Annotated in this window: 14 protein-coding genes; 7 read left to right on the top strand and 7 right to left on the bottom strand. The window is 58.5% G+C overall.

Features of this window, described 5'->3' with window-relative positions:
- Positions 1–333: 333 nt before the first annotated feature.
- Positions 334–1242, bottom strand: coding sequence for a transcriptional regulator GcvA (gene gcvA, locus BMW76_RS13800; RefSeq protein ID WP_090866091.1), 909 nt, complete (start codon positions 1240–1242; stop codon positions 334–336).
- Positions 1243–1501: 259 nt separating this feature from the next.
- Here gcvA and BMW76_RS13790 point away from each other — a divergent pair, with 259 nt between their 5' ends.
- The gene (locus BMW76_RS13790; protein ID WP_090865813.1) at positions 1502–2908 is read left to right on the top strand and encodes a KamA family radical SAM protein; all 1407 of its coding nucleotides are present in this window, start codon (positions 1502–1504) and stop codon (positions 2906–2908) included.
- 64 nt (positions 2909–2972) lie between these two features.
- Positions 2973–3311 (top strand): ferredoxin FdxA, encoded by a 339-nt coding sequence (gene fdxA / locus BMW76_RS13785; protein WP_090865811.1) that lies wholly within the window; start codon positions 2973–2975, stop codon positions 3309–3311.
- An 85-nt stretch (positions 3312–3396) separates the two neighbouring features.
- Here the strand turns inward: fdxA and BMW76_RS13780 are convergent, their stop codons facing one another.
- Positions 3397–3690, bottom strand: coding sequence for a DUF1330 domain-containing protein (locus BMW76_RS13780; RefSeq protein ID WP_090865809.1), 294 nt, complete (start codon positions 3688–3690; stop codon positions 3397–3399).
- Positions 3691–3732: 42 nt separating this feature from the next.
- Positions 3733–4611 (bottom strand): LysR substrate-binding domain-containing protein, encoded by an 879-nt coding sequence (locus tag BMW76_RS13775; RefSeq protein WP_218162532.1) that lies wholly within the window; start codon positions 4609–4611, stop codon positions 3733–3735.
- Between the two features lie 304 nt (positions 4612–4915).
- Here BMW76_RS13775 and BMW76_RS13770 point away from each other — a divergent pair, with 304 nt between their 5' ends.
- On the top strand, positions 4916–6175 hold the full coding sequence (locus tag BMW76_RS13770) for an aromatic ring-hydroxylating oxygenase subunit alpha (RefSeq protein ID WP_090865807.1): 1260 nt from the start codon (positions 4916–4918) through the stop codon (positions 6173–6175).
- 79 nt (positions 6176–6254) lie between these two features.
- Here the strand turns inward: BMW76_RS13770 and BMW76_RS13765 are convergent, their stop codons facing one another.
- Both BMW76_RS13765 and BMW76_RS13760 read right to left on the bottom strand, forming a co-directional pair.
- Positions 6255–7229, bottom strand: a complete 975-nt coding sequence (locus BMW76_RS13765; RefSeq protein ID WP_090865805.1) for an Ldh family oxidoreductase — start codon at positions 7227–7229, stop codon at positions 6255–6257.
- Positions 7230–7342: 113 nt separating this feature from the next.
- The gene (locus tag BMW76_RS13760; RefSeq protein ID WP_090865803.1) at positions 7343–8395 is read right to left on the bottom strand and encodes a proline racemase family protein; all 1053 of its coding nucleotides are present in this window, start codon (positions 8393–8395) and stop codon (positions 7343–7345) included.
- Between the two features lie 365 nt (positions 8396–8760).
- Here BMW76_RS13760 and BMW76_RS13755 point away from each other — a divergent pair, with 365 nt between their 5' ends.
- Entirely contained in the window at positions 8761–9348 is a 588-nt protein-coding gene (locus BMW76_RS13755; protein WP_090865801.1) for a dimethylsulfonioproprionate lyase family protein, read from the top strand.
- Positions 9349–9522: 174 nt separating this feature from the next.
- Here the strand turns inward: BMW76_RS13755 and BMW76_RS13750 are convergent, their stop codons facing one another.
- Positions 9523–10599, bottom strand: a complete 1077-nt coding sequence (locus BMW76_RS13750) for an ABC transporter substrate-binding protein (RefSeq protein ID WP_090865800.1) — start codon at positions 10597–10599, stop codon at positions 9523–9525.
- Positions 10600–11383: 784 nt separating this feature from the next.
- Here BMW76_RS13750 and betI point away from each other — a divergent pair.
- Positions 11384–12052 carry a transcriptional regulator BetI gene (gene betI / locus BMW76_RS13745; RefSeq protein WP_090865799.1) on the top strand — a complete coding sequence of 223 codons (669 nt, stop codon included), beginning with the start codon at positions 11384–11386 and terminating at the stop codon, positions 12050–12052.
- A 22-nt stretch (positions 12053–12074) separates the two neighbouring features.
- On the opposite strand, the gene BMW76_RS13740 is transcribed toward betI, so the two are convergent.
- Positions 12075–13745 carry an electron transfer flavoprotein-ubiquinone oxidoreductase gene (locus BMW76_RS13740; RefSeq protein WP_090865798.1) on the bottom strand — a complete coding sequence of 557 codons (1671 nt, stop codon included), beginning with the start codon at positions 13743–13745 and terminating at the stop codon, positions 12075–12077.
- Positions 13746–13889: 144 nt separating this feature from the next.
- On the opposite strand from BMW76_RS13740, the gene BMW76_RS13735 reads away from it, so the two are divergent.
- Complete coding sequence (locus tag BMW76_RS13735; RefSeq protein WP_090865796.1) at positions 13890–14987, top strand: LysR family transcriptional regulator; 1098 nt, start codon at positions 13890–13892, stop codon at positions 14985–14987.
- 147 nt (positions 14988–15134) lie between these two features.
- Positions 15135–16322 (top strand): NAD(P)/FAD-dependent oxidoreductase, encoded by a 1188-nt coding sequence (locus tag BMW76_RS13730; protein ID WP_090866087.1) that lies wholly within the window; start codon positions 15135–15137, stop codon positions 16320–16322.
- Positions 16323–16334: the final 12 nt, after the last annotated feature.

Below are 16334 nucleotides of genomic sequence, written 5' to 3'. Positions count from 1 at the left end.
GCGCTCGCGCCTCGAGCGCCTGCGAGCGAACAGCGGACCGTGTCAAAGCCTGCGCCTCTTCGTATAAGGAAAAGGAAACCGGCTTCCTCGATGGTTTAGTCTTTTCTCATCATGCCGAGGAAGCCGGGACATCCGTCTAATATCAGTAACCCAAATGATGAGCTTAACTGCGCTTTGATTTCATAGCGGTCACTGCAGGACGAAAGAAGGCACATTATTCACATGCGTCGAGCTGCCGCACACCGTGTGATACGGGATGTCACGACCGCAGAAGTCGCCGTGTGAGATAGAAGTGTGCAATCGATAGCGACACTATCACGTGAGCCACGATCGTCATTTTTCGCGTTCGGCATATCGGCCAGCTTCCGCAAGCAGCCATTGCGCGAACGCCTGCAATTGCGGTGAATGTTGCTTCGACTCGGGAAAGACAAAGTAGTATCCCTTTTCGCTTTGCAGAGACATGCTGAACGGCAGCACTAGCTCTCCCGTCGCCACCTCGTGTGATACGAAGAACCGAGGAACAAGTGCAATGCCCAATCCCGCACGCGCCGCCTCGACGAGCATCGAGAACAGTTCATAACGCTGCCCTCGCATGCAGTCGACGTCGTCAGCGATGCCCGCCTGTGCGAGCCATTGCCGCCATGCATCCGGCCTTGCTGACTGGTGAAGCAACGTAAACTTCGTGACGTCCTGAGGCTCGAGCGATTTTCTTCCCTGCAATAGCCGCGGACTGCAAACAGGCGTCATCTCCTCACCGAAGAGATAGGTCGTTATGGACCCGGGCCATACGGGGTCGCCGAAGTGAATAGCTGCGTCGAACGGCGTGTCTGTGAACAGGAATGGTTCGGCCCGTGTCGTCAGATTGACCGTAACGTGTTCATGCTCCGCGTAGAACTGTGGAAGCCGCGGAATCAGCCACCGCGTCGCGAACGTCGGAATGACGGCAAGCTCAAGAATCCCACCGGCGTTCCGATGCGCCATTGCGGCCAGGGCATTGCGCTCTATCCGGTCAAGATCTTCGCGAACCTGCCTCGCGTAGACCTCACCGACCTCGGTCAGGCTGAGCCTCTTCTTCACACGGTTAAAAAGCGGTACACCCAGATAATCCTCAAGGCTCGCCACCTGACGACCGACGGCGCTCTGGGTCAAAGCCAGTTCCTCGGCGCTGCGGGTGAAGCTCAGGTGGCGCGCTGCTGCCTCAAAAGCGATCAGTGCTTCGATACTCGGAATTCTTCGCCTCACGTTCATTCCTCAAACGCACAACGTTGCGAGTTTATATCGTTTGCCGCCCGCCGACCATGAAGTAACAATGGTTTCCATGACATACGGGGAGTGCCCGGTCCGATTGCCTTCAATTGCTTTCACTATCTCTCTGATCATCCGGATGAGTGGGTCAGCGCTGTAGCGCTCGCTTCTGGCCATCAGGCCTCTGTCGCGCACGAATTGCATCGTTGCTTTGCATTCCTATTTATATGATTGTCCATTTTACAAAGGATGCTTCATGACTTCCGAATTGCTTCCTGCAAAGTTCAAGCCTTATACCCGCCAGACGATCAGCCAGGCGCCTCAATGGCAGTTACTCCCGGAAGAACTTCGCGAAGCCGTACAGGTTGTCTCCCGGGTTATGCCGTTCCGGACCAACCAGTACGTGATGGACGAACTGATCGACTGGAACAATGTCCCCGACGATCCGATCTACCGTCTGACGTTCCCGCACCAGGACATGCTCTCTCCGTCCGACTACTCGAACCTGAGAGACCTCGTACTGGTGAAGAAGGATGACGCCGCCATCGAGGATGCAGTTCGCAGCATCCGGCTGGCGATGAATCCCCATCCCGCCGGTCAGATGACGCACAACGTGCCTTTTATGAACGGACAGCCAGTGAGTGGTCTGCAGCACAAATACAGGGAGACGGTCCTCTTCTTTCCCAGCGCCGGGCAAACATGTCACGCATATTGCACGTTCTGTTTCCGCTGGCCGCAATTCGTCGGCATGGACGATCTGAAATTCGATGCGCGCGAATCGAGCGAACTGGTCGAGTATCTGAAGCTGCACCCCGAGGTTACGGACGTGCTGATCACCGGCGGCGACCCGCTCATCATGAACACTCGTTCGCTCGCGGGTTACATCGAGCCGCTGCTCGTCCCCGAGCTCGCGCACATCCAGAATATCCGTATCGGCACGAAGTCCGTTGCGTATTGGCCTCAGCGCTTCGTGACGGACAAGGATTCGGATGATCTGCTGCAGCTGTTCGAAAAGGTCGTGGCCGCCGGTAAAAACATGGCGATCATGGGCCACTACAATCACCCGGCCGAGCTTCGAACCGCTATCGCACAGCGGGCCGTGAAGCGAATCGTATCGACGGGTGCGACGCTGCGCATGCAAGCCCCATTGATCCGTCATATCAACGAAGATCCGAAGGGCTGGGCAGAACTTTGGACGACGGGCGTACGGCTGGGCGCCATTCCTTACTACATGTTTGTCGAACGCGATACGGGCCCGAGCCACTATTTCCAGTTGCCGCTCGCACGGGCGTACGAGATCTTCCAGTCCGCCTACAGTTCCGTATCAGGCCTGGCTCGCACGGTCCGTGGACCTTCGATGAGCGCATTCCCGGGCAAGGTCGTGGTAGACGGCATCGTCGAGATCGCTGGCGAAAAGGTGTTCGCGCTGCAGTTCCTGCAAGCACGGAAGCCCGAGTGGGTCCGCCGTCCGTTCTATGCGAAGTTCGATCCTGATGCGACGTGGCTCCATGATCTCGTTCCTGCATTCGGAGAAAAGAAGTTCTTCTTCGAAACCGACGCGGACGCACCGCACAAAACCCTGCAGCTTGTCACAAGACACACGGGCCGATATGTGCCGGGCGCGACATCAGAGACGCCGGAGCCACTCGCGATCGAAGCGTAACTTCGGCAAGGCGGCCCGCTTGCGCGGGCCACAACCCGATTCATTTGCACGCCCCGGAGGAGAAATGACGTACGTTGTAACCGAGAGCTGCATCCAGTGCCGCTATACAGACTGTGTCGAGGTCTGTCCCACCGACTGCTTCCGCGAAGGTCCGAATTTTCTCGTCATCGATCCGGACGAATGCATCGATTGCGGCGTTTGCGCCCCCGAGTGCCCGGTCGACGCCATCTCCTCGGCCGAGGACATTGCGGGAAACGAGCAGCACGTTTTCATCGAGCTCAACGCCTCGCTCGCCAAAGAATGGCCTGCGATCACGACACGGCAACCGCCTCTACCCGGCGCGGAAGAGTGGAAGGACGTGCGGTCCAAGCTATCTCATCTCGCTCGCGACACGGTAATTTAACCGTCACATTCCGTCTGCAGCGCCCTGCGCCGCCCGTTGCATCACGATGCCGACGTAGGCGCGGGCCGCAATGATGCAAAGGCATCTAGCTCAACTCACCCTGCAGAACCAGCAACTCCCGTTTCGACGCCTGTAACGCAAATTTCGCGGCCTCCTGATAGGCCGCGTCGGCGTAGCACGCCTTCGCCTGTTCATAAGATGGAAACTCGACAACGACCACTCGTTTGGTCGTTCGGGCCTCTTTAAGCACGGCATCCGTATCGGGAACTCTAACCTTCGCGTCGTACTTTGCGGCAATAGGTGCCCATAGCTCACCATATCGCTTTTGCGCATCGGGATCTTTAACGTCCTCGCCTAAAATGAGCCAATAGCCTTTCATGCTTTTTCCTCCAATGAGATTGTTTGTACCGCGCGTATCCTGTCAGATCGCAGACGGATCTTCGTTCAGCCATTCGATGAGTCCGGTGATGGATGAAGTGATCGATCTGCCGTGCGGCACCACGATGTAGTAGCCGTCCCGCATCTTGCATGTGGCCGTCTCAAGTCTCACCAACTCGCCTGATGCCAGCAGATCGTGGACCAGCCGCCCCCAGCCGAGCGCAATGCCCTGGCCGTACCGCGCTGCCTGCACTGCGTCGGTGTAAATGCTGCACCGGAGCGCATAGTTGAGCTTTGGTGGACGGTGTCCCACAGACGTGAACCACTCATCCCATCCCATCCATCCCTCGGATGTCGAGTCGGATTCGACCAGCGGGAGTTGTGCCAGCTCTTCAAGAGACTGAGGCGCCGCGTTTTCCCGCAGCCAACGCGGTGAACATACGGGAAAGACCTCTTCATCGAAGAGCAACGTCGATGAACCGTCTCGCCAGGTGCCGTCACCGAACCTGACGGCTACATCCACCTCGTTATGCCGTAGATCAGCGGTGAACATCTGGGTCGTCAATCGGAGCTTCAAGCGCGGCTGTAGCTTCTTCAGGTTCGCCAGGCGCGGCAGAAGTCGAAGCTGGGAGAAGGCGGCGGTGGACGCAAGAACCAGCTCCTGCTGCTCGATTCCGGTCGACAGGCGATCGAAGACGCCCGCGATCTTCTGCATCGACTCGGCGACGACGAGGTAAAGCGATTCCCCCTCGACGGTGAGCGATATCGACCGATGCAAGCGATGGAAGAGCTTTACGTCGAGCGTCTCTTCGAGAAACCTGACCTGCCGGCTCACTGCGGCTTGACTCACTCCGAGTTCCGCTGCCGCATTCGTGAAGCTCGACAGACGCGCAACCGCCTCAAATTCGACGAGCGCGGTCATTGACGGAATGATCCGTCGGTATCCCTTGGGACCTCTTGTAATTTTCATCTCTGACTGTCTCTGCTTGAGTAATGAAGCGCGGTCCAACCTCGCGCATGTTGCGCGAATGCCAGGGGTTTTCCCCGCAGCGGATCAGCTAAACGGCGCCGGTTCCCCAAACCACGAGAGCGTAAAGTTTCGCATAACATAGAGTAATACCGGCAGCACAATAAAAGACCGTTGACGCTCCAAATTTGCACTTCAATACTGGCATTGCGGCTTTACGCCTTCGCCCCGCTGAAATACAACGTGATTGGAGCAAAAAGTGTCTGTCATCCCCGTCAAAACCCATCGTGAACTACTGGACAGCCGGGTGCCCGGCTGCGGATTCCCCGGCGAGATTTTCAGCCGTCAGGACGTCTTCGAAAACGATCTCGATGTTTTCTTCAATAAGCTCTGGATTCTCGTCGGCGTAACAGCCGACGTTCCCGAACCCGGTGACGTATCGACCGTCGAGATCGGCAAGGCATCGATCATGATCGTTCGTGACGATGACGAGAACATCCGCACGTACCGGAACGTCTGCCGCCATCGCGGATCGCGCATCATGAAGGAGCCCGGAAAGGCGAGCGTGGGCATGCTGGTCTGTCCTTATCACCAGTGGACCTACGACCTCGATGGCAGCCTCAAGCACACCTCCCATATGGGCAAGGATTTCGACGCGAAATGCCGGAGCCTGATCCCGGTTCACACGAAGGTGGTCGGCGCGCATATCTTCGTGTGTCTGTCCGACGATCCCCCCGCCGACATCGCGAAGCTGGAAGAGGTGATGACGCCCCGCTTCGCGCCGCATCAAATGCAACGCACGAAGATCGCTTTCGAGTCCGAGCTCATCGAGAACGGCAACCGGAAGCTGGTGATGGAAAACAATCGCGAGTGCTACCACTGCGAAGGAACTCATCCCGAGTTGACCAACTCGTTTCTCCCGGAAGATTTCGGCTTCTGTCCGGATGGTCTCGGAGAAGAAGAGATGGCTTCCTATCACACCTATGTGGCGCGCAACGCGGCAAACAAGGAGAACTGGGAAAGCGAAGGTTATATCTGTTCGACCTTCGAGTCGCTCGACGAAAGCGTTCATACGAACTTCCGCACCCAGCGCCTCGTGATCGCCGGAAGCAACGAATCGCAAACGATGAATACCAAGGTGGCGAGCACCAGGCTCATGGGAGACCTCACGCGCCGCGATCTCGGCGATGTTCATATGTGGGGCCACAATTCGTGGACCCATGTGATGAGTGACCATTCGATTGTCGCTTTCATTCTTCCGATCGCACCGGACAAGACGCTCGTCCGCACGAAATGGCTCGTTCACGAAGACGCCGTGGAGGGCGTCGATTACGACGTGAAGGCCCTTACTGAAGTATGGCTGGCAACCAACCAGCAGGATGCCGACCTTGTGCAAGGCACTCACAGTGGCACGCAGGACCCTGCTTACGTCCCCGGCCCCTACTCGCAGTACACGGAGGCGGCACTCGACCAGTTCTGCCGCTGGTATGACGCGAAACTGAAGGAACAAGGCATCTAACGAGCCTGCTGGCGTCAGGTCCAACCGCACACCTGACGCCAGCCGATCACCTGGTGGGCGCAATCGCGGACCCTGTTACCTACCTGGTGGCGCGACCAAACGAACGCACCTTCTCCATGACGTCATCCGGAACGTCGATCTCACGCACCTTGATGTGGCTACCCGGAATGCGGACACCCGCTTGCGCCAGTCTGTCGATCTGTGCGGCGACGCGGGCTTCGAAACCTTCCGCAAAGACGTCGGCCTTCAAGGCCACGAGAAAGAGCCCGACTCCTGGCGTCTGGCTTCCTTGCGCATAATGCGGCGCGTCCATTGACCAGTTGCCCCCGGTCATGCCTGCCGCAAGAATCTCCATCATCATCGCGATGTTGGCTCCCCGGGCGCCACCGAATGCCAACAACAGGCCGTTGATCGCCGCTTTCGCGTCGGTGGTGGGCTCGCCCTGTTCATCCACCGCCCAGCCCTCGGGGAGGGTCTCTCCGGCTTCGGCAGCCCTTCGAACATTGACGAACGCAGTGGCACTCGACGCCTGGTCGATCACGAGAGGCCGATCGTTCGCCACTGGCGCAGCGAAAGACACGGGATTGGTGCCGTAAATAGCCTTTCCGCTTTCGAGCGTGGTCATCTGTGCTGTTGCATTGCACGTACCCAACGCAACGAGACCTGCTTCCGCGAGCCGCCGCGTGTAGTAGCCAAGCTCACCGACCGTGAAGCTGTTGGATATGGCGAGCGCGACGACGCCGTATGTCTTCGCCCTTTCGACGACCTCATCGAAGACGCGATCGTAGGCGAGCTGTGCGATTCCACGCTGCGCGTCAACCCGCACGGCCGCCAGGGCCGGAAAGGTGACCTGCGGCTCGGCATTCACCGCAATTCGGCCCTTCACAAAGCCGTCCAGGTAGTCCGGAAGATGCGCAAAGCCAACCGCCTTGCTGCCGGCAAGCTCGGCCGATATCACCGCCTCGGTGAGCGAATGAGCGATCGCCTCATTTGCTCCCGCCGTCGTGATCGCCTCGAACGCTATCTGCCGCGCTACTTCACTCTCATATCTCATAGTCTCATCACCCAAATGCAAACGGTGGACGAGCCGAGCCGCTGCACCGCGCTCGTATCGTCCACACGCATGCTGATGCGTTGCGACAGACGGTCCAACAAGACCGCGATGCGTCAGGCCCAGATGTCACCCAGCGTGAAGCCGTTCACGAACGGATCATCAGGGTCGAGCACATAGGTGTTGTAGCCATAGATCCACGAACGGCCAGAGATCGTCGGCACGACGGCCTTGATGTCACCGATATTCGTCTGCTCGACGAGGTTTCCCGTGAACACCGTTCCCAACACGCCTTCATGCCGGAAAGGCTGGTTCAGATCGAGCTGGCCCTTCGCATGAAGCGTGGCCATCTTCGCCGACGTGCCCGTTCCGCAGGGGCAGCGGTCGATAGCGCCCGTCCATGTTGCCGGGTTATCAAAGTCGATCTCCCCGCTCGCAACCGTGACCGCGTTCTTCCAGTCTGCTTTCGGATTGTCGGTCGGACCGGACAGTTGCGCGATCGTGATGCCGTATCCAGGATAGTGCGGATGTGCGACGGGCAACTGCTGCTGGGCCGCCTTCAGGATCAGCGCAGAGATTCTGGTGATCTCACGACCATGTTCGGGCTTGAGCTCGAGCCCCTTGAACTGTCGAACATCGGCAATGACGTAGAACATGCCGCCCCAGCCCACATCCACAGTGACCTTGCCGAGATGGGGCACGTCGATGACCTTCTCGATGTGGGCCGCAAATGCCGGCACGTTCCGGAACGTTACCGAGGTCACTTTGCCGTTGCTGCACTCTGCCCTGATACCGATCAACCCTGCCGGCGCTTCCAGCTGAAACTCCGTGACGGGCTCCTGCATCGGAATCATCCCGGTTTCCAGAAGCACGGTGGCAACCGAAATCGTGTTGCCGCCGCTCATCACCGGATACTCGACCTGTTCCATGATGATGTAGCCCGCTGCCGCATCCGGATGTTTCGCCGGTACCACCAGATTGCAGCATAGCGGCGGATAGCCACGCGGCTCCCGCAGCATCAGCATGCGGATCTGGTCATCGTTTTCTTCGAGCCACTTCATCTGCTCATAGACTGTGTTGCCCGGAATATGGGGAACGCCGCCCGTGATCACGCGCATCGGCTCACCGGAGTGAGTCTCGACGGCGTGGAAAGTGCGTTTGAAAGTCATGATCTTCCCGTTTCGTATATCGTTGCCAAAAAGATATTTCTCGACATCGCGCGAGGTGTCACCGCGTCCAGCGGACGCGCCGCCGCTCGTCCGTCTCGCCAGATACCGATCCCGGTCCATTCCGGTTGTATCCGGCCGCTACGGCGTTCGGCGGCACATCCGGTCGGGTTCTACGGATCAGATGTCCTCCCACCAACCCACGAGTCAACATACTCCCGTCAAACGGCCGCTCCGCCAGGTTTGGCCCGTGTTGTATTGATCATAAGCGCCGCTTAGGTAATGGGCAGAGCCGATCCCGCGGATCATCATCGGACTCGCCACATTTGCCCTTTAGCTATTGCACTGTCTTCAATCGCGAGGTACCGATGACAAGCCGCCCCGATGTTGTGAACGAATTCATCCATGTCGCCCGACAGCACTTTGCATCCGATCTTCTTCCCGCCGAGGCCCGCAAGATGGCCGAGGCGGTATTCGCAAGACTGGAGGTTCCGTCGGACGATGGACAGAGGTTGAGTGCACGGTATCCGGCCTGTGAATGGCTTGACGCATCGCTAACGGCGCTTTCTGGAGATGCACGGTTCAGTGATATTGCAAAGGCACTCAAGTCGGTTGAGCCCCTTCTCGGGTGGCGCCGAAGAACCTCCGGCGTCAACGGTAGTCAAGGCTACGTCGAACGACACGCGAACGGCTTCGTTTGCGGACCCGGAGGAGCCGAAAGCCGAAGCGACGTTCAGCTAGGCATCACGCTCATGCTTCCCAACACCCGCTATCCGGATCACAGCCATCCGCCACAGGAGGCGTATGTACTGCTGAGTCCTGGCGAGTTCCGGCAGTGCGATGGCGAATGGATCGATCCGGGTCCAGGCGGCGGCATCTACAACACGCCAAACTTGCTGCACGCGATGCGCAGCCGTACATCGCCATTTCTCGCTCTTTGGTGCCTTCTTGTCTGAACTATCACACACGACGGGAGCATTCGCGCCGCGCGCAAGACTTTGACAACGGCAGGAGAACGCAGAGCGCGACATCCACTGCAACCGACATTGGGCAGGTGTCACGCTCATCTGCACTCTTCGCAAACGGGTGGGCGACATCTCTACTGTGAGTGCGCCCTCCCGCGTGATCAGTTACCTGGTGCCGAGCCACACTGCGAACTTCTGATTCAGGTCGTCGGAATGATCTGCCCAGAAGGCTACGTCGACGTCGACCGCTGTCTTCTCGTTTGCCGGGTTGGTCGGCAGATACGGGCTGACTGAAGGATCGACCATCGAGATCGACGATTTGCGCATCGGTCCCAATGCAGTCGCAGAACCGAGCTTCGCGAGCTGTTCCGTCGATGTCGAGAAGTTAAGAAATTCCTGCGCGGCCTTCAGGTTCCTGGTACCCTTCACGACCGCGAGGCCCTCGATATTCTTCACTTCCCCATCCCACACGAATCCGAACGGCTTCTTGTCCTGAGCAATGGCGGTCCAGATGCGGTTGCAGTAAGCGCTCGTCATCGAGACCTCGCGGTCGGCGAGGAGTTGGGGCGGCTGAGCACCCGCTTCCCACCAGACGATCGAGGACTTGATCGTATCCAGTTTCTTGAACGCGCGGGTGACGCCCGCCGGTGTAGCCAGGACCTTGTACACGTCAGCCGGTTTTACGCCATCAGCGAGCAGCGCCCATTCAAGAGCCGCTTCGGGCGATTTCCGCAGGCCCCGCTTGCCGGGAAATTTCTTCAGATCGAAAAAGTCCGCGACGGTCTTCGGCTCGCCGTTCTTGAAGGCTTCCTTGTTATAGGTAATGACAGTCGACCACGCTACGTTGCCGACCATGCAGTCCGTGACACCGCCGGGCAGGAAATCCGACTTCGCGGGCGTGCCGTTTTTGGCTGCAGGCAGCGCGGCGACATTGACCTTTTCCAGCAGTCCTTCATCGCACGCCCGAATGGCATCGGCCATCTGGATGTCGACAACGTCCCAGGTCACGTTGTTGGTTTGAACCTGGCTGCGAATCTGCGCGATGCCGCCGTTATAGACGTCGCTCTTCACGTTTGTGCCGGCCTTTGCAGCAAATGGCTTCACCGCAGTTGCGATCTGGGCGTCCTGGTAGGAGCCGCCCCAGCTCGCAAATACGATATCAGCCGCGCTAGCAGTGACACTCACAGCCGCCGTCGCGACCAGCAACGCAATCTTCGCTGAATGCTTGATTTCCAGTTTCATGCTTTTGTCCTTCCTATTGACGTCTAGTGGCACGGTGAAGCCAATCGTCTCGGTTAAAAAGAAAAACGCTCCTGATATGAACTGCCAACTTCAAACCATCATTCCGTCGTATCGCAAAGAAAAAAGAACCAGGCGTCACGCCGATTGGCATGCTTTGCGCCTCCGTTTGCCCGATCATCTGCTCGAGCCGGACGCTCTCTTCTGTCCTCGACCACTGATAAGGTCTACTACTTATTGCGTCGTGTACTGTGGCACTAACGCGTCGACGGTTTTGCAAGATCAACGCGTCGCTGACCGAACTCACCAAGGTCCCACGTTGATGGAGTTCGACCACGCATCGGCGGAATCAACGCCCGACCGTAGCGCCCTGGGCTGAACCATCGACCAGTCAAAACGTAAACGATCGCTACTATTAGCTTGCCTTAAGCTGAACATGCGTTCAATCTCACTGCGCTTGAGGCTCACTATATACGCGATTTTTGGATGTCAAAAATAATTTTTCAATGCTGTTTTCGCTGTAAACGTCGTATTCTGACAAGTGTTGGGGTATTTACCTACACAGAGAACACCAATCACGTGAACTATCGTTCAACGACACTGCATATTTGACGTCGCTCGTCATGAACACTTGTTCAGTCCAGGGAGCCGGGTAGGTCCGTTCGCGAACCGTGCTGCCAAGGTTTCGCGACGGATCGGGTAAATCAGGTCCAAATGCACGTTCGGGGTAAACTGGCGCACTTACACAGTTCGTCGGGACGGCGGGCACAGAACAGACGAGGGAGCAATGCAAACAACGACGACGTCAGCCGCTGCAAAGGATGACCGGAAGGAAGATCCGGGTCCCTACGAGGGAATGCGGCTGCGGCTTATCGATGCGACGCTGGCGGTCGTCGGTGATGTCGGCCTCGAGAATTTGACGATCCGGCGAGTCAGCGAACATGCGAGTGTGTCAGTCGGCCTGGTTCATCATCACTTTGAAAACAAGAAGAGCCTCGTCTATAAAACGTTCGAACATATGATTCGCAGAGTGCGCGATCAGTTGACCAGCGGCCGGCGTGGCATCGAAGATCCCGTCGAGCGGATGAAGTTCACGGCAGACATGTGCTTCAGCGACGAGGTGATGAGCCCTGGTGCTGCCAACGTTTGGCCGCACATGTGGAGTTCGTCGGCTCACGATCCGGAAGTACAGCGACTCTGCGCGGCATTTTCGAAGCGCTTGCGATCCAACTTCATCTTCGATCTGCGGCAGGCTGGATGCGATCACACAATGGCACGAATCCACGCCATTCAGGCGCTTGCGCTCGTTCACGGGCTCTGGATCGAGCATCGCGTTGCGGCGAGCGTGACGCTTGGCGAGGTCATCGGCATCTTCCACGGGATGATCGACGACGCGACCAGACAGATCTGGAAGATGAACATGTCCAAAGCAGCAACGTCGGCTCCCCACAGTTGAACGCGTACAGTTTGCGCGCCGTCTACATGTTGGGGTAGTTGGGGCCGCCGCCTCCCTCTGGCGCGACCCACACGATGTTCTGAGTAGGGTCCTTGATGTCGCAGGTTTTGCAGTGCACACAGTTCTGCGCATTGATCTGTAGCCGGGGCCCTTCATCGCCAGAAACAAATTCATAAACCCCCGCGGGACAGAAGCGTGCCTCCGGGCCTGCATAGGTTTGCAGGTTCAGATTGACGGGCACTGACGGATCTTTCAGCGTCAGATGCGCGGGCTGGTTCTCTTCGTGATTCGTGTTCGAGATGAACACCGACGAGAGCCGGTCGAATGTGAGCCTGCCATCAGGTTTCGGATAGTCGATCGGCTTGCACTGCGAAGCCGGCTTCAGCATCTCGTGATCCCAGTGCTGGTGATGCAGCGTCCACGGCACGTTGCCGCCCAGCAGCTTCTGCTCGATGCCGACCATCAGCGTGCCGACGTACAGGCCCTTGCTCATCCACTGCTTGAAATTGCGTGCTTTGTACAGCTCGGTGTGCAGCCATGAGGTTTTGAACGACTCGGGATACGCGGCGAGTTCATCCGACTGACGGCCGGCCTGAACCGCATCGAACGCGGCGTCGGCGGCCAGCATGCCCGTTTTGATCGCCGCGTGCGAACCCTTGATCCGCGACGCGTTCAGGAAGCCCGCGTCATCGCCGACCAATGCACCGCCCGGAAACACGAGCCTCGGCAGCGACATCAGCCCGCCCGCCGTGATCGCGCGTGCGCCGTACGACACACGCTTGCCGCCTTCGAGGAACTTGCGGATTTCCGGGTGCGTCTTGTAGCGCTGGAATTCCTCGAACGGCGACAGGTACGGGTTCGAATAGCCGAGGCCGACCACGAAGCCCACCATCACCTGGTTGTTGTCGGTGTGATAGAGGAACGAGCCGCCGTAGGTGTGCTTGTCGAGCGGCCAGCCGGCCGTGTGAATCACCAGCCCCGGCTTGTGCTTCGCCGGATCGATTTCCCACAGTTCCTTGATGCCGATGCCGTAGACCTGCGGATCGGCGCCATCGCGCAGTTTGAACCTGTCCGACAGTTGCCGGCCGAGATGTCCGCGCGCGCCTTCGCAGAACAGCGTGTACTTCGCGTGCAGCTCCATGCCGAGCTGGAAGTTCTCGGTCGGCTGGCCGTCCTTGCCGATGCCGAGGTTGCCCGTCGCGACGCCCTTGACGGAGCCATCGTCGTTGTACAGCACTTCCGCCGCCGCAAAGCCCGGGAAGATCTCGACGCCCACCGCTTCGGCCTGCTGGCCCAGCCAGCGCGTGACATTCGCGAGGCTGATCACATAGTTGCCGTGATTCTTGAAGTTGTCCGGCAGTGCCCAGTTCGGCACGGCCTTGGCGCCCGTTTCGGAGAGGAACAGGAAGCGGTCTTCCGTCACTTCGACGTCCAGCGGCGCGCCTTTTTCCTTCCAGTCCGGGATCAGTTCATTCAACGCGCGCGGGTCCATCACGGCGCCCGAGAGGATATGTGCCCCGATCTCGGAGCCCTTTTCGAGTACGCAGACGCCCATTTCGACGCCTCTTTCGACGGCGCGCTGCTTGAGCCTGATCGCGGCGGCAAGACCCGCCGGGCCGCCGCCAACGATCACGATGTCATATTCCATTGCTTCCCGTGGACCAAATTGCTCTAGCAAACCTTGCGCGTTCATATTCAAAAATACTTGTGAGCATAGGGAGAAGGACACGCCCGTAAGGACATCGTGCGCACCAGGGTTCTGATCGCATATCGACGATCAACGGAGGCGGATCGTAGAACGGACGAATTTGCCAGGCGGTAGACATAACGGCCGCTTATGCTAGTTTCAAGAATCGTTTGGATTAGCTCGACCCGGTCAGTCTCGCGGCACCATTCACCCAAGATGGAGGTGGATATGCGAACTGCGACCGTTGGAGTGGACCTCCGTGCACTTCAGGCATTCGTGGCAGTCTGCGAAACGCGATCCATGACACAGGCCGCAAAAGTCCTGGGTGTCACGCAGAGCGCGGTCAGTCAATTGATCGCATCCCTGGAGCGAGAACAGGGCGTCGCGCTATTCGACAGGGACTGTCGGCCAGTCAGGCCAAACGCTGCTGGCAAGATCCTGTTCTCGAGTGCCATCGGACTCCTTGAACACGCTCACGCAGTCGCATTGCATGTGCGGTCGGCTGCCGGCACTCAGGCCCGAAGCCTGAGAATTGGCTGCGTCGAATCGTTCGCCGCGATCTTCGGACCGCACCTCGTTCAGTTGTTGGGTCCACGAGTCAGTGACCTGACGATTTCGTCGGGCTCCACTCAAACGCTCAGTGCCAGACTGTCCGCTGGCGACCTGGAACTGGCAATATGCAGCGACGCAGCAGCGGACATAGAAAAGATCGAAGCACGTCCGTTGTTATCCGAGCAGTTCGTTGCTATTGCCCCGAAGAAATTCGCGGACCATCGTCAGCTCGAACAGATCGTGCGAGAACTCCCTCTCCTACGCTACAGCGCCGGCTCGGGAATGGGAGCGCAGATCGAGCGCTTCATGCGTCAGATAGGCGTGTTCGCGCCGAAGCGATATGAACTCGACAGCACGGAAGCACTCCTCAGCCTTGTTGACGCCGGATTCGGCTGCGCGATAACCACTCCGCTTTGTCTCTACCGGTATCGCGCCCTACTCGGAAGCACAACGGTGATCCCCTTGCCCAACATGCGGCTCGGTCAGCGTGACATGTTCATTCTGACCCGGCGCTCTGAATGGTCGACCATGACCGACACCATCGCGTGTGAAGCCGTTGCGATCGCCCGGGACATCATCACACCGACTCTTCAGCGAACTTTCCCTGAAGCCGCACCGTCGGTTTTCGAATTCTTCTGCTCGGCCAATGCGGATGCCCCGGCAAGTCGACGTATCGAGGATTTTGCGTTGGGGTAAGTCATCTCGATCGTCCGGGGCAACAGCATTCCATTAGCGCCGCCCTCGCGACACTTAAATTAAAAATAGAGCGTGCTTATATTCCCGCACGAAATTATTTCTGGTCGCACACTTGACTCACACCTTGCTCAATGAAGGATGCAAACCGTGGATAATTTCGATGTGGTCGTGATTGGCGCCGGCGTTATCGGCACCTCTGTGGCTTTCCAGCTTTCCAGGCTCGGGGCGAAGAACGTTCTGGTACTGGATCGCGGATTGATCGGCGCCGGAACGACCTCACAGTCATCCGGCATCCTGCGCACTCACTACTCCGTCAAGGAAAACGTAGAGCTGGCGAGAAAATCGTGGGAAGTCTTCAACAACTTCTCGTCCTATCTGGGTGATGAAGAAGCGTCATGTGGCCTGGTGAAGTGCGGCTACATGATCGTCGCGAGCGAGGGCGACAAGCTCGAACCTCTGCGCGCCTCGCTGCATCAGCAGAAAGAGCAAGGCATTCCACTCGAACTGCTGAACCAGCAACAAGCCAGGGAGTTGATGCCGATCGCCCGGTTCGACGACGCAGCGCTTATCGGCTATGAGCCGGAAGCCGGGTTCGCAGATGCATACCTCGTCGCAACGAGCTTTGCGCGCGCCGCACGCCGTGGCGGCGTGATGTTCAAGGAAAACGTCAACGTCAACAAGATCCTGTTTGAGAACGGCAAGGTCGTTGGCGTATCGACGAGCATCGGTGACTTCAGCACGTCCACCGTGATCAGCACGCAGAACATCTGGACACCCGAGCTCGCGGGCTGGACGGGCCGTGATCTCCCCATCATGCCGGAGCGCCATGCCGTGCTCGCGCTCGAATGCGAAGCGGCGAAGTACACGTTCAAGATGCCCGTCTTCAAGGATCTGGCATCCGCCGGCATGCTCTACTACCGCAGCTACGGCGGCAGCCAGATGCTGGTCAGCGAAGGCGTTGTCGGCGAGAAGCTGAACACGGCCGACACCGAGCAGGGCGACATTCCGATGGACTACATCGTCGACGTCGGCGCCCAGGTCGCCGAGCGCTTCCCTGAGTACGAAACGGCGGGCATCGCCTCCTCGTGGACGGGCGTCTACGACGTCACACCGGACTGGAACCCCGTTCTCGGCAAGCTGCCCGGCATCGAAGGGCTGATCGTCGGCTACGGCTTCTCGGGACACGGCTTCAAGCTGTCGCCCACGGTGGGCCGCGTGCTCGCTCAGGAGGCACTGGGTATGCCGACAGATGTATCGCTCAAGCCATACTCGATCGAACGCTTTGCAACGGGCGAGCTGTTGACGGGCAAGTATGGTCTGGGCGCCGTTTCCTGAGGGCCAGTCGAT

It is taken from the genome of Paraburkholderia diazotrophica (genome assembly GCF_900108945.1).
GTDB classification, from domain to species: Bacteria; Pseudomonadota; Gammaproteobacteria; order Burkholderiales; family Burkholderiaceae; genus Paraburkholderia; species Paraburkholderia diazotrophica.
Note: the sequence above shows the minus strand (reverse complement) of the source record. Positions and strands in the feature narration are given on the sequence as shown.